Below are 19,424 nucleotides of genomic sequence, written 5' to 3'. Positions count from 1 at the left end.
ATTAAGTTGTTGCTCAGTAAAATCTTCTAACCTACTTAATAATTCAGAAGAAACTAACTTACCTCTTTCTACTTGCCAGTCTAAAACTTGCTCTTTATTAATAATTCCTGCCTCCTTTATCAGCTATCTCTATCTCACTGAGACAAATGATAAGTTAAACTGATTAAACCAATTGATAAATCCTCATTGCGTACTTCTATATCCTCAGCTACTTCAAGTCTTGTAGGAGCAAAGTTCCAGATGGCTTCCACCCCAGCTGCGATTAATCTGTTAGCAACACTTTGGGCTTCTGTCTCCGGAACAGCAATAATCCCAATCTTAATCTGCTTCTCGTTAATTAATTCCTCTAATTCACTGATTGGATAAATCTCGGCCTCTCCTAGACAATTACCGATCTTACTCCGGTCAACATCTAAGACATAATTTATTTCTAAACCTAAATTTCTAAATCCACCATAATTCACTAAAGCATGACCTAAATTTCCAGCCCCTACTAGTACTATTTCCCAATCTTCATTTAATCCTAATATCCGCTCTAAATTCCTCAGTAAAACAGAAACTTCATACCCTACACCACGACGACCAAACTCTCCGTAGTAGGATAAATCCTTCCGCACCTGAGTGGACGGAATACCTAACATATCTCCTAAATCCTGAGAAGAAATAACTTCTACTTGCTGAGAATCTAGTTTTTGTAAACAACGATAATAAAGTGGTAATCTTTCTATGGTTGTTGCTGGAGTTCTAATTTCCTTCATTGCAATCATTCCTTTCTATTTTTGAACTGTTAACTAGTTATTTTCTTGACTATTGTATAACTTTATTATAATCTTAAAATTAATCCTGGTCAAATGGAGGAGGAAAAAAATGAATTCTAGTTATATTGACCCTATTGCTTTTGAATTAGGTCCTTTAAATATTCATTGGTACGGAATAATCATGGCTACAGCAGTCTTAATCGGATTATTTTTAGCTACTAAAGAAGCCAACAGAAAAAATATTAATCCTGAATTAATCCTTGATCTTGTTATTTGGGGGATTCCCTGTGCTATTATTGGCGCTCGTAGTTATTATGTTATCTTTCAGTGGTCTTATTATAGCCAACATCCCCAAGAAATTATTGCCATTTGGCATGGTGGACTAGCTATTCATGGGGCATTAATTGGTAGTCTACTAGCAGGAATTACCTTTGCCTACCACAAAGGTATCTCCTTTCGTAAACTAACTGATATTACTGCTCCTAGCTTGATCTTAGGTCAAGCAATTGGTCGCTGGGGCAACTTTATCAACCAAGAAGCCCATGGCGGGCCAACTTCTCGCAACTTCTTAGAACAGCTCCAACTTCCCCACTGGATTATAGAACAGATGCAGATTAACGGGATCTACTACCACCCTACTTTTCTCTACGAATCAATCTGGAATCTAGCTATCTTCTTATTTCTATTCTTTTACTGGAAGAAACAAGATTTCTTACAACCAGGGGAAATCTTCTTAACTTATATTGGGCTTTATTCCTTAGGACGTTATTTTATTGAAGGAATGAGAACTGATAGTCTAATGCTAGGATCAATCCAAGTAGCCCAGGTAATCAGTATCTTGATTATTATTGTATCTTTAGGACTAGCCTATTATAATCATCGAGACAAAAGAGTTGAGAATTGATAGTTGAGAATTGATAATTATCAATTCAAGATCTAAACTTTATAATTGCTTATTTATGGTTTTGATTTTGAACTAGCTCACGACTCATAGCACACAGCACATAGCACATAGCTAACAAGCAATAAAGGAGGTTCTTATGAAAAATTATATTACAGATGTTCCCGGAATCAAAGTGGGCCACGCTCAAAATAGACAAGCTAAAACAGGCTGTACTGTCATCCTCACCGAAGACGGTGCTCCAGCAGGAGTCGATGTCAGAGGTTCTGCTCCAGGCACTAGAGAAACTGATCTTCTAAACCCGCTGAACACAGTCCAACAAGCTCATGCTATCTTACTAACTGGAGGTAGTGCCTTTGGCCTTAGTGCTGCTGAAGGAGTAATGACAGCCCTAGAAGAACAAGGTATTGGCTTTGATGTAGGAGTTACTACTGTTCCTATTGTACCTGCTGCTGTACTATTTGATTTAACAGTAGGCAATCCTAATATCCGACCTGATGCTCAAATGGGTCGCCAAGCAGTAGTAAATGCTTCTGCTCAAGAAACTAAATTAGGTAATATTGGGGCAGGAATAGGTTGTACAGTAGGTAATTTACAAGGGATAGAACAAGCTAGCCCTAGTGGACTAGGCAGTGCTAGCCTACAACTAACAGATGATATTTATATTGGGGCTCTAGTTGCTGTTAATGCCTTTGGAGATATCTTAGATACCCAAGGAAATATTATTGCTGGCTGCAAAGATAAAACAGGAGATTTTATTGACACTTACCAAGCTCTACAACAAGAAGAAGAAGCCTCAGGCTTGGCTAAAAATACCACTCTAGGAGTGGTAGCCACTAACGTCCAACTAACTAACACAGAAGCCACTAAAGTTGCTCAAGTAGCTCATAATGCCTATGGTAAACATATTCGACCTGTCCATACTATGTTAGATGGTGATACTATCTTTGCTCTTAGCACCGGTGACAAACAACTAGATATTAATCTCTTAGCTACTGCAGCCAGTCAGGTAATGGGTCAAGCGATTATGAAAGCAATTAACAATTGATAATTTACAGTTAAATTCAAAACCACAAAATGCAAATAATAAAGAATATCTGATTCTATTTAATTCCAAACTCAAATTTTTTAATAAATCACTTTAAACTTTTTGTATCTAATTGGAGATTGATTTATATTTTAATTTTATAATCTTTTGACTTTAATTGTCAATTCTCAATTCTTAATTGTCAATTATCTTTTCACTTCGTGGCACCGCCGACAACGAGCTTCATACTGTTCTTCAGCTCCTACTACTACTACTGGGTCATCAACACGAGCTGGTTGTCCATCAATCAACCGTTGATTTCTAGTAGCAGGATTAGAACACTGAACACATACAGCATGTAATTTAGTTACATACTCTCCCCGGGCCATCAGCTCTGGTAGTGGAGCAAAACCTCTTCCAGCAAAATCAGTATCTAACCCAGCAATGACTACTCTTAAGCCCTGCTTTGCTAATTCATCTGCCAGAGAAACTAATTCGGAAGAAAAGAACTGTCCTTCATCAATAGCCACAACATCTAAAGCTCCTGTCTCCTTCTTAGCTGCAATCCTATCCTTAATCCCTGTTACATCATCTACAATCTGTGCTTCCACAGTGATTCCATTATGAGTAGCAACTTCTGTATCACTATATCGATTATCAATACTTGGCTTAAAGACTAAAACTTCTTGGTCAGCAATCATAGCTCGTTCCACTCGCCGAATCAATTCACTACTTTTTCCCGAAAACATAACTCCAGTAATCACTTCTAACCAACCGGTCTCTACACTACCATAATAGCCATGCACCATAAAAACTCCTTTCTAAAAATTAATCAATTCAAGTTAGCACCTCTTCTATTATAAGATTATATCTAGCAAAAAACAAGGCTAAGTTATTTCGGAAAATATTACAAAATTCAAAATCAAATAAATAACATAAATATGAAATCAAGCAGGACTTTTTTATTTTTCAATTAATTCTAACAAAATACAGCAAAATAAAATCTTATTATAACTAACTACAAAGAGAGGAAACTAACCAATGAATAAATCACTTAAGAATTCTATTACAATTAAAATAGGTTTAACACTATCAATTATCTTAGCAATGATTTTTACATTTGTCGTAATTGATTTTAGACAAGCGCAAATAAATAAAATTCAAAACGAGATGAAAGGAGTTATAACTAATGTCAGTAATAAAATTAACGCTCATAATAAACAAGTAGCTAGTTTACTTAAAACAATGGCTAATTATCAAAAAGTGGGTGGCTTTGGTAATAGAGAAGAAAGTGTAAAATTTTTGCGCAAAATTTTAGAAGATAATACAAAAGTGTATGGTGCTTATTTTATTTATGAATCTAATGCTGATGGACAAGATAGTAAATACCAATCTAGTGGTAAGTATCATAATTCTACAGGCCGATTTGTTGGTTCTTGGGTTCGTTCCAAAGAAGGAATAACCATATCTGACCCAGTAGAAAATGAAGTTTTAGCAGAAAGTCAGTTTTACCAGAATCCAAAGCAAACTGGTAAACTAACTATTACAGAACCTTATATTTATAAAGGAGTAATGATGACCGAAGCAACCTACCCTCTTCAAATCGAAGGCAAATTTAGAGGAATAGTAGGAATAGATCGTAGTTTAAAAAAATTTCAGAAATTATTAAATAATTTAAAATCCTATGCTACAGCAAAATTCTATTTATTGAGTAGTAATAATCAAATAATTGGAACTACTGCTGAAAATAACTTATTGACTAAAAATTTAGCTGAGCTTGATAAGTATAAATCTATTTTTAAACCACTAACTAAATCAAAACAAGTTAAAGTAATTAAAAATGAAAAGTTGGCTAGTTTTGTTGCTTATGCCCCCATAGAAATCGGGGGTTGGAATGTAATAATGACAGTTAAACAAAATGAAGTTTTAGCAGCTGTTAATCAATCAACAGCAACCATGATTAGCTTAGGAGGTTTAGGAATTTTAATCTTATGTGGATTACTTTATTGGCTAATTTCTCGTTCTTTAGATCCATTAATCGAAGCCACAGATTTCGCTCAAGAAATTGCTGAAGAAAACTTGGATATAGCAAAAATGAAAGTGGATTCCCAAAATGAAGTAGGAAAGTTAAAGCAAGCTCTTAATACAATGCATAATAGACTTAAACGACGAATTGATAATTTACGAAGAGAAAGAAATAAAATAGCTCAGTATTTTGAAGTCTCAAAAGTACTGATCTTTAATATTAATCAAGAAGGGAAAATAGTAGAAGTCAATCAGAAAAGTTGTGAAATCTTAGGATATAGAAAAGAAGAACTTCTAGGAAGCCAATGGACAGATTTTGTTGATGAAAGTCAAGAACAAAAAATAACAAAACATTTGGCCTCAACCCCAGCTAATCAAGTTACTTCAATTGATAATTTTCAGTCTGAAATTATAACTAAAACTGGAGAAAGAAGACAAATACTATGGAATAGTAATATCTTAAAAGATGCCCAAGGAAATATTAAAAGAGTTCTCAGCTCAGGCAAAGATATTACCAAATATGAATTATTAAAAGAAGAATTAGAATATAATAAATTGCAAATGCAATTTTTTGCTAATCTATCCCATGAATTAAAAACTCCCTTAAATTTAATCTTTTCCTCCTTACAAGTATTGGATTTACACCACAAAAATAAATTGGAACCGCAAACTTATAAAAAATTAAGTGACTACACAGAAACCATTGAACAGAATAGTTATAGGATGTTAAGGTTAGTTAACAACCTCGTGGATATAACAAAAATAAATTCTAATTCTTTTAATTTGAATTTGAAAAACAGTGATATAGTAGAAATACTTAGGAAAATAACTTATTCAGTTGAAAATTATATAGAAAATAAAGCTAAAGTATTAGAGTTTAATTCAAATATAGAAGAGAAAATAATAGCTTGTGACCCTTTTAGCATAGAAAGAATTATGTTAAATCTACTCTCTAATGCAATTAAATTTACAGAATCAGGAGATAAAATATCAGTCAATTTAGTTGATAAACAGGACATAATTTTAATATCAGTCCGAGATACCGGAATAGGTATTCCCCAGAAAAAACAAAATACAATCTTTAAACAATTTAGACAGGTCAATAAATCCTTTACCCGAAATCATGAAGGAACTGGAATTGGATTAGCTATTGTTAAATTGCTTGTGGAGTTACATAATGGTGAAATCACTGTTAATAGTAAGTACGGAGAATTTACAGAATTTAATATAAAGCTTCCAAAGAAAAAATTAGCAGACTCACCTGACACACAATTTAATTATAAAGCTGATGCTACTAGTGAAATTGATAGAATAAAGGTAGAATTTTCAGACATATATAACTTATAATAATAAGTCAATGCTTCTACTGAGTTATCCAAATAATTATTTTGCGCATAATTATCAGGTAAGTACTAACCACTTGGTTCTAATAGACCTTGAATTGAAGTATAATATCTTTAATTCCTTATTTAACCATATATCTAAGTTAGGATTGATATAAAGTATACCTAGGAATATCTTCTAATTTTTTGTTTCTTCCCTGGCCTAGAAAGAAAAAAGCAGCTATAATTTTGGCCCCTAGATTGGTTACTAACTTAGTTAATTGATTAGTCTGTCTTTGACTTAACTGACGCAGATTAACTACTACTAAATTATCATCAGGATTAATCTGATTATAAGAATAATTTTGTTCTTCATCTAACTCACAGACACTGAATTTTTTACGTAAACCCTTAGCCACTAAATAAGCTAATAGATAATCATCTGCCCTAGTAGTTACTATCCCATCAATCTGACTAACATCTACTTTCTTAGTTATATAGTCTATTAGTTCTCTACTATATTCCTCTATTTCAATAGTAGTAGCTGGAATTTGCTTAGCAGAATTGATTTTAGTTTTAGTAGTGTGTCTGTCTTTAAAATAGCTTAGCTCCTCTCTTACCTGCTGATAGCCTAGCTTATATAATTGCTCCTTCTCTGCTTGAGACAAAGAAAAATCTATTACATTAATATCTACAATCTGAATCGGGATTACATAAGCATCTGTTAACTCAATCTGGCGCACTTCATTAACAGTCATCACCATCTCTACTAAATTAGTTAAATAATCCAATACATTATCGATTACAACAGGTTGATTAGATTCTTTATCTACTAACAGCAAACCTAAAGTAGGTCGCTGTGAAGATACAAAGGTCTGTAACGGTAGATTATTCATCACTCCCCCATCAACATATGAATTTGTTTGATAACTACAAGGAGTATAAAAAATAGGAATACTCATAGCCATTCTTACCGCTTTAGCTACTGAAAGACAAGGACTAGTCTGTTGCGAAAAGACTTTAGCCTTGCGGTAAGTAGCATCTGTAGCTATAATCTTAACTTCTTTATCCAAGTCACTAAAAGTTCGTACCCCTTTAGCCGCTAGTTTCTCCTTCATCCAGTTTAAAAAAGCATCTCCTTTGTATAATCCAAACTGTCTGATTAGTCTAACTAACGATAAATCATCTTTAAAATAAGTTAAGTCTTGGTCAAAAATAACTTGTTTTAAGTTATTACAAGTATATCCTGCCCCATATAAGGCTGCTATAATAGCCCCGGCTGAACTACCAGCAACACTTACAATTTCAATTCCCGCTTCCTCTATCGCTTTCAGTCCACCTAACTGAGCTATTCCTTTAACTCCCCCACCACTGAGAGATAAATTAATTTCTAGTGACATTATATCCCCCTTTCAAACTATTTAAGTAACTATAGCTTAATTGATATAAAGTGTAACTTTACAAATTTACACTTTAATCTCTACAACCTTAAAATTCATTACTGGTAGAAAACATTGATTGTTCTAACTTAAAATCTTTTGGTAACTTTTATAGTTCAATAAAAGTTACTCGAAAAAAAGTTACTTTGTAGCTTTTCCGAAATAGCTGTTGAATTTTTGATAATTACTTTTATAATAACTTATGAGCAAAAATAACTTTAGTTACTAATCAAAAAATAAAATGGGACGCAATTACTGCGTCCGAAAAATTAGTTATTTTATTTTTAAAAATTGATTTAGAGCCTTTAAACAAGCTTTTCCAGTAGCTAAAGCAAGATGATTATCAATATAAGCAGCCCCAACTAAACGTTTTTGGCCCCCAAAATCTCCTGTTTTATATAATATAATCTGAGCGACAATTACTTCCTCATTAATTCCCGTAGTAAAAAGATTCTCGACTCTTAGTTTACCTTCTAGATTAAGATAATCATTAATAATCTTCAACATTCCTTTAGCAACCATAAAAGATAAAGGAACTCCTTCTTCTCCTCCAATCTCTTTTTCTATTAAATTATTATTAATCTCTAACTTAAAGTGACAGATTGGTTGGTTATTTTCTCTATGAATTGAAATAAGTTCAATTTCATCTTGAGTAATAGTTTGGTCTTGGGTATCAATTTGGGCAATACTTATCTTTTTATGACTAACTTCCTGGTCAAGATTAACTAATACCATAGTTTCTATATCTCTAACTATACGTTTAGGCTTTCTCTCTTTATTAGCTATAATATGTATTTCATCAATGGCTGTCTCCCCTGTAATACTACAAGAAATGATTCCTTCTAATTTATTAACTTTCTCCTCTAACTCATTAAACATAAACAACCTCCCCCTTAAGATTTAGTAACTGCTACTTCAGATTTGGAATCATAATCTATAATATTTTCTTTAAAACTATCAGCAAACTCTCCTTGGTTGATTAAATCGATCATTTCCCTAGCAATTTGTGGATCAAATTGTATTTCAGCACAATCCTTAAGCTCTTGTAATACTTCCTCTTTGTTCATAGATGGTTTATAAACCCTTCCTCTAGTCATCACATCAAATGCGTCACAAACTTTTAAAATCCGAGCGCCTAGAGGAATTTCTTCTCCAGCTATTCCTGCTGGGTAACCAGTCCCATCATACCGCTCATGATGATATTTAATTATCTCTAACCCATTATTTAATAAATCAATATCCTTAAGCAGTTGATAACCATAGATTGAATGGTTTTTGATTTTCTCATATTGTTCATCTGTTAATCTACCAGAACATTTTAAGATTTCATCACTGACATTTATCTTTCCAATATCATGAATCTTAGCCATTTGCACAATTTGATTACATTTACCAGGAGATAACTTCATGTTTTTACATAGAATTCTAGTATACTCCGCTACCCGTTTACAATGTCCTTCTGTATAATGATCTTTAGAATCTATTACTTTTAAAAAACTTCTCACAATCTGGGTTGAGTAATTCAATTGTTGTATATTTGAATATAAAAAATCCTTCATTAAATATATAAATAACATACCTAATACTACATATCCTTTACCAAATTTAATATAAATAAAATAAAGAAAAGTACCATACAAATAAGAAATAAATACATTTTTAGATAATTCAAAAAAGTATAATAGAGCAGAGAAATTACTATTTTCACTTTCTATTTTGACCACTAAAAAAACTAAACCATTATTAATTAGAAAATAAACTATAGATGTTAACAATAGAGATAACCAAAAGTAAGAAGTAGAAAAATAACCTTTACTTATCTCAAAAACTAAAGCAGCACACCCTGTTGCTATAAAAAACATAGTTCGGTTAAATATAAATTTATACCAAATGAAATCATTCTTGATTTTATTAATTATCGTCGTAGATAGGAAAGCTACTATACTAGCCCAAAAGGGACCTAAACTTATAATAGCAGGAATTAATACCGGAAGACTAATATGAGTAGTGAGCTTAGTGCTAGTATTGATAAAAGCACTAATATTAGTAATTAAAAATAATAATAAAACAAAAAAAATTACTTCTTTCGTAGATACTGGATCTATGCTAGTTTGATATAAATAGCAAAAGAATAAGCTGAAAATACTGTATTCTACCCCTAAAAACAATTTTAATCTGCGGTTCATTAGTTTCACTCCTTTTAAAATAAAAAGGAATATCTGATGGCCTTAAACTAAATTATTACCAACTAGTAGAGTCAGCTAATGCCATTACAGTAGACAAAATCGTAAAGGCACCTGTCAAAAAAGCAACCCATAACTTTTTACCAAATTTTTTCATAATTATAGCCCCCTTCGCTTAATTATTATTCAACCTAAGCTAAAAAGCTAAACGAAGGTAGGCTAAGCTCGATTGTAAGCTAATCTTTTTTAGCCATCAGATATTCCTTTCATTTCCTATTTCTATGAAATTAAGGATTGTCCTTGTTCTAGTTCGAATCAACATCATAAATTACTACAAATATCTACTTAGTACACTAAAAAATTCCTAGCCTTGCTGGCTAGGAATTTTTTAATGGAATTAATATTTATTTAATATTCTATCATCTATTTTTATAATTTCTCCTGCTTCATAAAACACTCTAGGAACTCGAGAGCCTATTCTACTAACAATTTCATAATTAATAGTATTTATCTTATCACCTAATTCCATTGCTGTAATTTCCTTTCCAATTAAAGTAACAATATCTCCTTGTTTAGCATCTGTACCTGTAACATCTATCATTGTCTGATCCATACAAACACGTCCAATAATTGGATATCTATTACCTTGAAATAAAACATCAGCTTGATTAGATAATAATCTTGGGTAGCCATCATGATATCCAACTGGTAAGGTCCCTACTTTAGTCTGCTCTTTAGTTGTATAAGTACAGCCATAACTAATACAGTTTCCTTTTGGCACTTCCTTAACATTAACAAGTTTAGCCTTCCAACTTAAAGCAGACTTTAAACTGAACTTATCTTTTAACTGAGCCGCCGGATAAAGACCATATAAGATAATCCCCATTCTAATTAAATCAAAATCAGATTGAGAATATTTAATAGTTGCTGCACTATTAGCTGTATGTTTAATTGGAATTTCAATACCTTTCTCTTTAAGTTCAGCTATAATTTGATTAAATTTAACTAATTGTTTTTGAGTATATTGATCATCTTCATCTGCTACAGCAAAGTGAGTAAAAATACCTTCCACTTCTATATTAGATAGTTGTTTTATATTCTTAATTATATCTACAGCTTGGTCTGGTAATATTCCAATCCGACCCATTCCTGTATCAACTTTAATATGAACTTTTACTTCTTCATCTAATTCTTTAGCTTGATTAGATAATTTATGAGCTAAACTAAGAGTATAAATAGTTGGAGTTAATTTGTTCTCTATTACTTGTTTTATTTGATCAGGCATTAAAGTTCCTAAAATTAAAATAGGTACTTTAAACCCCGCTTTTCGCAGTCTAATTCCTTCTTCTACTGTAGCAACTGCTAACCAACTAGCTCCACTTTCAAGAGCTTGTTTAGCTACTTCAATTGCTCCATGGCCATAAGCATCTGCTTTAACAACTGCCATTATTTGAGTATCATCATTTAATTTATTTTGGACCTGTTTAACATTATACTCAATAGCATCTAAGTCTATTTCTAGCCAAGTTGGACGAAAACCAGTGATTTTCATAATTAACCTCCTTAAACCACTAAAAACCTATTTTCTTTTTAAACTTTTTCTTTGCTAGCTGTCATTACTACAGGTCCTGCACAAACTAGTTCACTTTCAGATAAAGTTAAAATATCAATATTAATAATACTTAATCCTATTTTATCTAAAGAAAATCTATAGTTTGATAGTCTTTAAGCACTGCTTTAGGATAATCTCTAACTATTAAAATAAGACTTTAACTCTCCCTTAAGATTCATTCAGATACTAAACTATTTATTTGTCTTAAATCAATTATTCATTAGTATTTGCATCTTGTTGTTTCTGTTCCTTGTCGAAAAATTTCTTAGTTTCTTCAAAGATTACTGGACTTAATGCTAACAATGCAATTAAGTTTGGTATAATCATTAACCCATTCATCGCACTTGCAAGATCCCAAACAACTTCTAGGTTCCCAATTGCTCCAATAAATAAAGCAACAATCCAAACATAACGATAAGGCATAATTACTTTAGGACCAAATAAGTACTCAAAAGATTTTTCCCCATAATAACTCCAAGTTAAAATTGTAGAAAAAGCAAAACAAATTAATCCAAAGGCTACAATCAGGTCTCCAGGTCCTGGTAATCCCAAATTGAATGCCTTAGATGTTAATTCTGCTCCTGTTTCTCCAGAAGTCCAAGCACCACTCATAACAATAACTAAAGCTGTCATTGTACAAACGACAATTGTATCTAGGAACCCACCTAACATACCTACAATTCCCTGCTTAACTGGCTCTTCAGTTGTAGTAGCAGCGTGAGCAATAGCAGCACTACCAAGACCAGCTTCATTAGAGAATACACCTCGAGATACACCAAAGCGGATTGCTTGAGTTATTGCTGCCCCTGCAAAACCACCTGTAGCAGCATGACCACTAAAAGCACTATTGAAAATCAAAGAAAATGCTGAACCTATCTGTTCAATATTAGCTAGGATAATAACTATACTACCTAGTACATAAATAGAAGCCATTAGAGGAACTAATTTTCCTGTGACTTCAGCAATTCTTTTAATTCCTCCAATAATCACTATATAAGTCAAAACTGCTAAAATAATTCCAGTTCCCCAATAAGGAAAACCAGTAGCCTGTTCAACAGCTCTAGCAACTGAATTGGACTGTACTGTATTTCCAATACCAAAGGCAGCAACTCCAGCAAATAAAGCAAAAGCTCCACCTAGCCAATTCCATTTCTCTCCCATCCCGTTTTTAATATAATACATTGGCCCACCAGCAAATTCTCCAGTATCTTCACTTTTAGCTCTATATTTTACTGCTAAAACAGCTTCTCCGTATTTAATAGCCATTCCAAATAAAGCTGTAATCCACATCCAAAAAACTGCTCCAGGACCTCCTAAAAAGATAGCTGTACCTACACCAGCAATATTACCAGTTCCTACTGTAGCTGCTAGTGAAGTCATCAATGCCTGAAATGGAGTAATATCCCCTTCACCTTTTTGTTTTTCTTTATCTCTTCCTGCCATGAGCATCTGAAAAGCATACTTAAGTTTAGTAATTGTTCTAAATTTCAATCCTAAAGTAAGATAGATTCCAGTACCTACAAGAAATACTAGCATATAAGGACCCCACATCAAATCACTAATTGAATTAACAATCTGCTGGAATAAATCCATTTATTAATACCTCCTTATTAATACTCTTCTAACTATTTTAAATTTTCAGATTTTTTATATAATCTTATTAAAAGGCGGAGTATTATTTACTCCGCCTTTTAAAATCAAAATTACTCTTCTAAAAGTTTCTGTGCATCATAACAATCTAAATCATAAACTTCAGCTACTCCTTTATAAGTCACTTTACCTTCATATACATTTAATCCTTTTAATAATGCCGGATCATCTAATAGTGCATCTTTATATCCTTTATTAGCAAGATCAATTGCATAAGGTAAAGTTACATTTGTTAAAGCATAAGTAGAAGTTCTAGCTACTGCTCCTGGCATATTCGCTACTGAGTAATGAACTACTCCATGCTTAGTAAATACAGGATCATCATGAGTTGTTGGATAAGTAGTTTCTACACAACCACCTTGGTCAATAGCTACATCTGTAATTACTGCTCCTTCTTTCATATCCTTAATCATATCTTCTGTAACTAAGCTAGGTGCCTTAGCTCCAGGAATTAAAACAGCACCTACTACTAAATCTGCTTCTGTTACTTCTTCGTAAATATTATACTTATTAGACATTCTAGTTTTTACATCTCCATGGAAGATATCATCTAAATATCTCATTTGGGCAGGGTCTACATCCATAATTGTTACATCTGCTCCTAAACCATGTGCCATCTTAGCAGCATTTACTCCTACAATTCCTCCACCAATAACTACTACTTTAGCTGGACTTACACCAGGAACTCCACCAAGTAATACTCCTCTTCCTCCTTTTGGCTTTTCTAAAAACTTAGCTCCTTCTTGAGTAGCTAATCTACCTGCTACCTCACTCATAGGAGTTAGTAATGGTAAAGAACCATCTTCTAATTCAACAGTTTCATAAGCGATAGAAACAATATTTTTCTCTCTTAAAATTTTAGTCAATTCTTCTTCAGCTGCTAAGTGTAAATAAGTATATAAAATCTGTCCTTCTTTAAATAAATCATATTCTTCTGGTAGTGGTTCTTTAACCTTCATAATCATATCAGAATCTGCAAATAATTTTTCTTTGTCCGCTTCAATTTTAGCTCCTGCTTCTACATAATCCTCATCTAAAATACCAATACCTACTCCTGCCTCTTTTTCAATAATTACCTCATGTCCCTCCCCAGTTAATGCCTCTACTCCTGGTGGAGTAATTCCTACTCTGTTTTCATTATTCTTAATTTCTGCTGGTACTCCAATAATCATTATTAATTCCCCCTTTAATAAATTAATAAAACTTAATCACATTGATAAATACTTACAGCTTAATAAAATTATAACTTTATATAAAATAGTATCATTTAGATACTATTAATTATCTAAAAAATATTCTGAATATTAATAATAATTTTATGATGATAAATATTTTGAAATTATTAAGTTGAATTTAAATTACAAAAGGGTTATAAAATTATTTGATTATAGAGAATATATTTTAAAGAAAAATTGATAAGCTAATAAGAGTAGTTGCTTATAGGAAGGATTGTAGAATTATAGGTTTTATTTTGTTCTGTCCTATAATAGAGTTTCAATATTATAATAAGAAATCCTGCTTATTTTTTTTAATTATTTTTCTCACAAATTAGTCACTACTAAATGGAGTTTATTATTGATAGAAAATATTAAATACTTTATAATTAGAACAAATTTTACTATTTGAAGTTTAATTCTATCCCTCCTTTCTTGATTATTAACATCTATTCTAAATCTTTAAATAGTTAAACAACATCAAATAATAATTTATGCTGAAAAATTATTATTGTCTACTTTATTATCAAAATAGTCTTGAGTTAAGTTTACCACTACTCCTGAAAGACCTAATAAAGCTATTAGGTTAGGAATAATCATTAAAGCATTTGCCACATCAGAAATAGACCAAATTAACTCTAATTTACTAGTAGCTCCAATAAAAATACAAGCTAAATATATAATTTGGAATGGCTTAACCGCTTTAACACCAAATAAATACTCTGTACATTTTTCACCGTAAAAACACCAGCTTAAAGCTGTAGAATAAGCAAAGAAAATAATGCCAATCCCAATAATTAATCCACCAGGTCCAGGAATTCCAACAGTAAAAGCTTTAGTGGTTAGTTCTGCTCCAGTTAATCCCGAATCCCAAACACCAGTAATTACAATGGCTATAGTAGTTAAACTACAAACTACAATTGTATCTAAAAAAGTTCCTGTCATTGCAATTAATCCCTGACGTACTGGACTACTTGTTTTGGCAGAAGCATGAGCAATAGGAGCACTACCTACACCTGCTTCATTAGAAAACACACCTCGTGAAATTCCTTTTTTAATAGCCATCATTACAGTAGCTCCTGCAAATCCTCCAGCAGCTGATTGACCAGAAAAAGCAGATCTGAAAATTAAAGTAATAGCTTCTGGTAACTGGCCTAAATTACTTAAAATGATATACAAAATTGATAAGATATAAATAGCACTCATCAAAGGAACAACTTTACTAGCAACTTTAGCTATCCTTTTAATTCCACCTAGAATTACCAGTCCAATCAAAAAGGATAATATTATCCCGGTTACCCAAGCAGGAAGACCAAAATTTGCTTGCAAAGCATCAGCCATTGAATTAGCCTGAACAGTAGCACCGATTCCAAAATAAGAAACCATTATCCCACAAACAGCAAAAAAATAGGAGAGAGGCTTCCAATTCTCTCCTAAACCTCGTTGAATATAATACATTGGCCCCCCTGACATCTCTCCTTCATCATTTTGCACCCTATACTCTACTGCCAAAACCCCTTCAGCATATTTAGTAGCTATCCCAAATAAAGCTGCTATCCACATCCATACAGCAGCACCTGGTCCACCAATTGCTATAGCTGTTGCTACTCCTGCTATATTACCTGTACCAATGGTAGCAGATAAAGCAGTTGCTAGAGCAGAAAAACCTGATACGTCTCCTTCTTCATCATCATCTTCCTGTGAAAAAATTAATTTAAAAGACGTAGTAAGAGCAGTTATACTTTTGCCTTTTAAACGTACAGTAAGATAAACTCCTGTCCCTACTAATAAAACCAACATGGGTGGTCCCCAAACTATACTACTTGCCTGAGTAAAAAAAGCTAATAATTGTTCTTGCATTTCATTTTCCTCCTCGTTTAAATTTTTACTATCCCTCCTCATTATAGTATAATAAACAACTATAGTCAATAATCTAATACATAAATGTCAATTAATAACAAGAATGATATAATAAATTTAAATAGATACTCTTTAATTATAAAATTTATAACCCAAAATTCTATTTTACTTAGCTGATAAATCCATTCTCTTTTAGAACTTCCATAGCTTCTTCTTCATCTTCACTAGCTACCATTACTACAGGTCCTGTACAGCCCATACCACTTTCAGCGTAAATATCTTCTTGCCATAATGCATGTACTGCATCGTCTAAAGTTAAAATATCAATTCCTGAAATTTCTTCATCTACTGTTTTAGCTGGCGGAGCTGAAACTTCTTCAGTAGATGAATCATTACTGCTTTCTATATCAGCGATAATATCCTCTAGACCTGCCTTGTTAACTGCTTTAAATTCTTCTTGAGCTAGCTTAGTAAGTCCACCTTGCGCTGCATCAGCAGCATATCTAATTGCCCCTGCAATTACTGGAGCACCTGAAGCACGAGAAATAATATTAATAATCTGATCATAATCTTCTCCAACTCCCGGACCATAACCATAACCTAATGATTCATAGCTACCTCCAGTAGTGAAAGCACCAAATACTTTCATTAATAAATTACCAGTTAAAGTATCAGTTACCATTATATCAGCTGAACCTTGTAATAAGTCATTACCACGCATGACACAACCACCATCAGCCCGAACTGTCTGAGCAAAGTTGATATCATAACCATTATCCTGTAATTCTTTAAGAGCTTGCTCTACTTGGCGAGCCCCATCAACATTTAAGATACCTACAGATGGATTTTGATTTCCTATTGCCTTAGCAGCAATAATACCGTATAGAGCATTCTTAACCATAGCAGTAATCCGGTTAGTAGCCGAAGTACCAGTAGAAGTAGCTAGTAACATTTCTTGACCTAGGCCAGGAGTTATAATTCTTCCTACTGTAGAAACACCAATTGGGAAATTAAAGTGATTAGTTACGCAAGCATCTATTTCTCCAGCTTGTAATAATTCTTCCATTTTGTCATGTGCTGTTTCTTCACAATCTGTCTTATGAATTATCTCTAAATCTGTATCAGCCTTAGGCCCAATTAACTTTACTTCCAGATCAGAATGTTTTTCAGCTGCTAATTCTGCTCCTTTGACAACTTCAGCAACACCATGCTCACTTCCTAAAGTAGTTATTCCTACCTTAGTTTTTGCTCCATATTCACCTGATTCAAGTGCATCAGCTAGTTGATTAAACACTTGGGCAACTTGTTGTTTAGATTGCTTAGTAGCCATTTTGTCACCTCCTATGATTTTGTTTTATTTATTCCTCTTCTAATAAAGAATCAGCTAGATTACGCATTGCATCTGCTACAATACCTTTAATCTCATCTTCACTAACGCTTTCTCCTTGACTTTCTTGACCAGTATTCTTCTCCATAATAAAGGATACTCCATCAAATAAGTTAGTCATTCTACCTAAGAATAGGCTCCCTTTACCAATAATCATTGCTCTTTCTAGTTCACCATTAGCCATCATTTCATGTGCATGACCAATAAAGGGAACTCCTGATGGAATATGACCTTGCGTAGGAGCAAAACCAACCATCCCATGCTCAGCAACAAAGTTCATTAAATCTTTTTTCTCTAAATCTCCTCGTTTAACACCTAAAGCAGCAATCATTTTATAATTTGAGGCTGGTACGTCTCCTGCTCCAGCTGGTTCAGTAATTTCTGGATTTTGCATCTCTACAGAATACTTATCAATATCAGTAATACTTAATCCTATTTCGTCTAGGGGATTAGTAACTAAAGAGGAAATTACTGCTTGCGGAGCTGAACCTGTATCTACTGTATGTCGTCCTATAGCATCTGTTCTAATAACTGGACTTGCTCCATCATCTTGGCTAACTAACACAGCAAATCCTCCTAAACAATCTTCCATGATAGGCATTTCTTGATCTACATGATCTTTACCATTCATCCCTAACTTCGCTGTAGAACCTCCTCCTACTACTGCTACATTATCAAAGATACCAGATTTAACTAATCCAGCTGCATGTACTAAACCATGAGTAGGTCCAGCACAGAAACTTCGCGTATCAGAACCAGTAGCTTGCTTACAACCAGCCATTTCAGCTATTGCTTTCGCAAAGTTACCACCACCACGCTGGTTGACATCACCACATGCTTCTTCTGATACTTCAATTACATAATCTACTTCTTCTAAATCAATTCCTTCTTGCTTACCTAAATGTAACATAGAAAGTACTCCGGAAGCTTTAACTACTGTATTTTCTAACATAGTATGAGCTGATAAGTTAACATCTGTATCATGTGCTTGCTTGACACAACCTACCAATTTTTCATCTAAGTATAAAGGTTCAGCAGTATGCCCATCTACTAACTCTTGAATGGAGTCAACTTCTGTCCCTTTAATCTGTTCTATATAATCTTTGGCTAATAAGTTATGGTCTGCTAATTTATCTTTTATATCTAAAGCAAACTCTTCTGTTAACTTAACTAAATCAAAACTATCTGCTATCTTTAGCAAACCATAAAATTCATCTTCAGGCATAATCTCGCCCCAGTCACTAAAGCGCTTAGCATCTTCAACAGTATTCTCATACCAAGGTCTCTCTATCTCATCTAAATCTTCTACTGATATATTTCCAATATAAGATTGATTTGGCCCATAACCTACTACATCTTCATAACTTCTTAAAAATTCAGGTGCTTTAGCTAAATACTCACTATCAGAATTCTGTGCTCTTTCTGATGTTTGGGTAGATCCATGTTGTAATAAAGTATTAGCAGCATGAACTAATACATAACTACTGCCCTTTAAAACTGCTTCACTCATATTGGCCACCTCCACTTGTATTAATTGATAATTAATAATGTATAATTTATAGTTGAAACCATAAAATAAAGCCTTTTTAACCCAATAGTATATAAAGCATTATAGAGATTTTGAATTTAACTGTAAACCGTACATTGTACACTTTAAACTAAGTAAGCAACTCCACTCTATTGAGTGAAGCTGCTTATTTTTAAGTTACTAAATATGCTTCTTAATTTCTTCTTCAATCTCTTCAGCTGTTAAGTCATCACCACTTAGGTGCTCTACTTTTTCTCCATCAACATAAAATACCATAGATGGTAAGCCCATAACCTGCTGGCTCATAGCTAGCCGACGATTCCCTTTGATCTTCAGCTTACAGAATTTCATATCATCTTCATACTTTTCAGCCAACTCTTCAACTTGAGGCATTAATTCCATACATCTGTCACAGCCTTCACCCCAATAGTCTACCATTACTGGCCCCTCTACCTCTAATACTTCCTCTTCATAATTTTCCTTATCAACTTTAATCATTACTCTCAGCTCCTTTCAAG

Annotated in this window: 15 protein-coding genes; 3 read left to right on the top strand and 12 right to left on the bottom strand. The window is 33.1% G+C overall.

Annotation, left to right across the window (positions count from 1 at the left end):
• Positions 1-134: 134 nt before the first annotated feature.
• Entirely contained in the window at positions 135-758 is a 624-nt protein-coding gene (locus tag ACYQ3D_RS02040) for a redox-sensing transcriptional repressor Rex (protein WP_459835658.1), read from the bottom strand.
• A 109-nt stretch (positions 759-867) separates the two neighbouring features.
• Between ACYQ3D_RS02040 and lgt the strand changes: the two genes are divergently transcribed.
• On the top strand, positions 868-1,662 hold the full coding sequence (lgt, locus tag ACYQ3D_RS02035) for a prolipoprotein diacylglyceryl transferase (RefSeq protein WP_459835656.1): 795 nt from the start codon (positions 868-870) through the stop codon (positions 1,660-1,662).
• Positions 1,663-1,798: 136 nt separating this feature from the next.
• Positions 1,799-2,707: a P1 family peptidase gene (locus ACYQ3D_RS02030; protein WP_459835655.1), complete on the top strand. Its 909-nt coding sequence runs from the start codon at positions 1,799-1,801 to the stop codon at positions 2,705-2,707.
• A 185-nt stretch (positions 2,708-2,892) separates the two neighbouring features.
• Here ACYQ3D_RS02030 and ACYQ3D_RS02025 read toward each other — a convergent pair whose 3' ends face one another.
• Positions 2,893-3,495 carry a thymidine kinase gene (locus ACYQ3D_RS02025; RefSeq protein WP_459835653.1) on the bottom strand — a complete coding sequence of 201 codons (603 nt, stop codon included), beginning with the start codon at positions 3,493-3,495 and terminating at the stop codon, positions 2,893-2,895.
• A gap of 232 nt (positions 3,496-3,727) precedes the next feature.
• Here ACYQ3D_RS02025 and ACYQ3D_RS02020 point away from each other — a divergent pair, with 232 nt between their 5' ends.
• Complete coding sequence (locus ACYQ3D_RS02020; protein ID WP_459835651.1) at positions 3,728-6,058, top strand: ATP-binding protein; 2,331 nt, start codon at positions 3,728-3,730, stop codon at positions 6,056-6,058.
• Between the two features lie 139 nt (positions 6,059-6,197).
• Here the strand turns inward: ACYQ3D_RS02020 and ACYQ3D_RS02015 are convergent, their stop codons facing one another.
• The 10 genes from ACYQ3D_RS02015 to trxA form a co-directional block, all read right to left on the bottom strand.
• Positions 6,198-7,433 (bottom strand): patatin-like phospholipase family protein, encoded by a 1,236-nt coding sequence (locus tag ACYQ3D_RS02015; protein WP_459835649.1) that lies wholly within the window; start codon positions 7,431-7,433, stop codon positions 6,198-6,200.
• A 312-nt stretch (positions 7,434-7,745) separates the two neighbouring features.
• A complete protein-coding gene (locus tag ACYQ3D_RS02010) occupies positions 7,746-8,351 on the bottom strand; it encodes a hypothetical protein (protein WP_459835647.1) in 606 nt (201 codons plus the stop codon).
• A gap of 14 nt (positions 8,352-8,365) precedes the next feature.
• On the bottom strand, positions 8,366-9,658 hold the full coding sequence (locus tag ACYQ3D_RS02005) for an HD-GYP domain-containing protein (protein WP_459835645.1): 1,293 nt from the start codon (positions 9,656-9,658) through the stop codon (positions 8,366-8,368).
• Between the two features lie 394 nt (positions 9,659-10,052).
• Positions 10,053-11,207 (bottom strand): alanine racemase, encoded by a 1,155-nt coding sequence (gene alr, locus ACYQ3D_RS02000; RefSeq protein WP_459835642.1) that lies wholly within the window; start codon positions 11,205-11,207, stop codon positions 10,053-10,055.
• Between the two features lie 273 nt (positions 11,208-11,480).
• Positions 11,481-12,860, bottom strand: a complete 1,380-nt coding sequence (locus ACYQ3D_RS01995; protein ID WP_459835640.1) for an alanine/glycine:cation symporter family protein — start codon at positions 12,858-12,860, stop codon at positions 11,481-11,483.
• Positions 12,861-12,970: 110 nt separating this feature from the next.
• Positions 12,971-14,089, bottom strand: a complete 1,119-nt coding sequence (gene ald, locus ACYQ3D_RS01990; RefSeq protein ID WP_459835638.1) for an alanine dehydrogenase — start codon at positions 14,087-14,089, stop codon at positions 12,971-12,973.
• A gap of 534 nt (positions 14,090-14,623) precedes the next feature.
• The gene (locus ACYQ3D_RS01985; protein ID WP_459835636.1) at positions 14,624-15,991 is read right to left on the bottom strand and encodes an alanine/glycine:cation symporter family protein; all 1,368 of its coding nucleotides are present in this window, start codon (positions 15,989-15,991) and stop codon (positions 14,624-14,626) included.
• 169 nt (positions 15,992-16,160) lie between these two features.
• Positions 16,161-17,321: a glycine/sarcosine/betaine reductase complex component C subunit alpha gene (grdD, locus tag ACYQ3D_RS01980; RefSeq protein WP_459835634.1), complete on the bottom strand. Its 1,161-nt coding sequence runs from the start codon at positions 17,319-17,321 to the stop codon at positions 16,161-16,163.
• Positions 17,322-17,349: 28 nt separating this feature from the next.
• Complete coding sequence (gene grdC, locus ACYQ3D_RS01975; RefSeq protein WP_459835632.1) at positions 17,350-18,888, bottom strand: glycine/sarcosine/betaine reductase complex component C subunit beta; 1,539 nt, start codon at positions 18,886-18,888, stop codon at positions 17,350-17,352.
• Positions 18,889-19,086: 198 nt separating this feature from the next.
• Complete coding sequence (gene trxA / locus ACYQ3D_RS01970; RefSeq protein ID WP_459835630.1) at positions 19,087-19,404, bottom strand: thioredoxin TrxA; 318 nt, start codon at positions 19,402-19,404, stop codon at positions 19,087-19,089.
• Positions 19,405-19,424: the final 20 nt, after the last annotated feature.

The sequence above is a fragment of the Halanaerobaculum tunisiense genome, from assembly GCF_054657635.1.
This window is presented reverse-complemented; position numbering and strand designations above follow the sequence as displayed.

Excerpts from the sequence above, each read along its gene's own strand:
- ACYQ3D_RS01995 (WP_459835640.1), bottom strand. The coding sequence starts at position 12,860 with ATGGATTTATTCCAGCAGATTGTTAATTCAATTAGTGATTTGATGTGG.
- ACYQ3D_RS01985 (WP_459835636.1), bottom strand. The coding sequence starts at position 15,991 with ATGCAAGAACAATTATTAGCTTTTTTTACTCAGGCAAGTAGTATAGTT.
- alr (WP_459835642.1), bottom strand. The coding sequence starts at position 11,207 with ATGAAAATCACTGGTTTTCGTCCAACTTGGCTAGAAATAGACTTAGAT.
- lgt (WP_459835656.1), top strand. The coding sequence starts at position 868 with ATGAATTCTAGTTATATTGACCCTATTGCTTTTGAATTAGGTCCTTTA.
- trxA (WP_459835630.1), bottom strand. The coding sequence starts at position 19,404 with ATGATTAAAGTTGATAAGGAAAATTATGAAGAGGAAGTATTAGAGGTA.
- ACYQ3D_RS02015 (WP_459835649.1), bottom strand. The coding sequence starts at position 7,433 with ATGTCACTAGAAATTAATTTATCTCTCAGTGGTGGGGGAGTTAAAGGA.
- grdD (WP_459835634.1), bottom strand. The coding sequence starts at position 17,321 with ATGGCTACTAAGCAATCTAAACAACAAGTTGCCCAAGTGTTTAATCAA.
- ald (WP_459835638.1), bottom strand. The coding sequence starts at position 14,089 with ATGATTATTGGAGTACCAGCAGAAATTAAGAATAATGAAAACAGAGTA.
- grdC (WP_459835632.1), bottom strand. The coding sequence starts at position 18,888 with ATGAGTGAAGCAGTTTTAAAGGGCAGTAGTTATGTATTAGTTCATGCT.
- ACYQ3D_RS02040 (WP_459835658.1), bottom strand. The coding sequence starts at position 758 with ATGAAGGAAATTAGAACTCCAGCAACAACCATAGAAAGATTACCACTT.
- ACYQ3D_RS02025 (WP_459835653.1), bottom strand. The coding sequence starts at position 3,495 with ATGGTGCATGGCTATTATGGTAGTGTAGAGACCGGTTGGTTAGAAGTG.
- ACYQ3D_RS02005 (WP_459835645.1), bottom strand. The coding sequence starts at position 9,658 with ATGAACCGCAGATTAAAATTGTTTTTAGGGGTAGAATACAGTATTTTC.
- ACYQ3D_RS02030 (WP_459835655.1), top strand. The coding sequence starts at position 1,799 with ATGAAAAATTATATTACAGATGTTCCCGGAATCAAAGTGGGCCACGCT.
- ACYQ3D_RS02020 (WP_459835651.1), top strand. The coding sequence starts at position 3,728 with ATGAATAAATCACTTAAGAATTCTATTACAATTAAAATAGGTTTAACA.
- ACYQ3D_RS02010 (WP_459835647.1), bottom strand. The coding sequence starts at position 8,351 with ATGTTTAATGAGTTAGAGGAGAAAGTTAATAAATTAGAAGGAATCATT.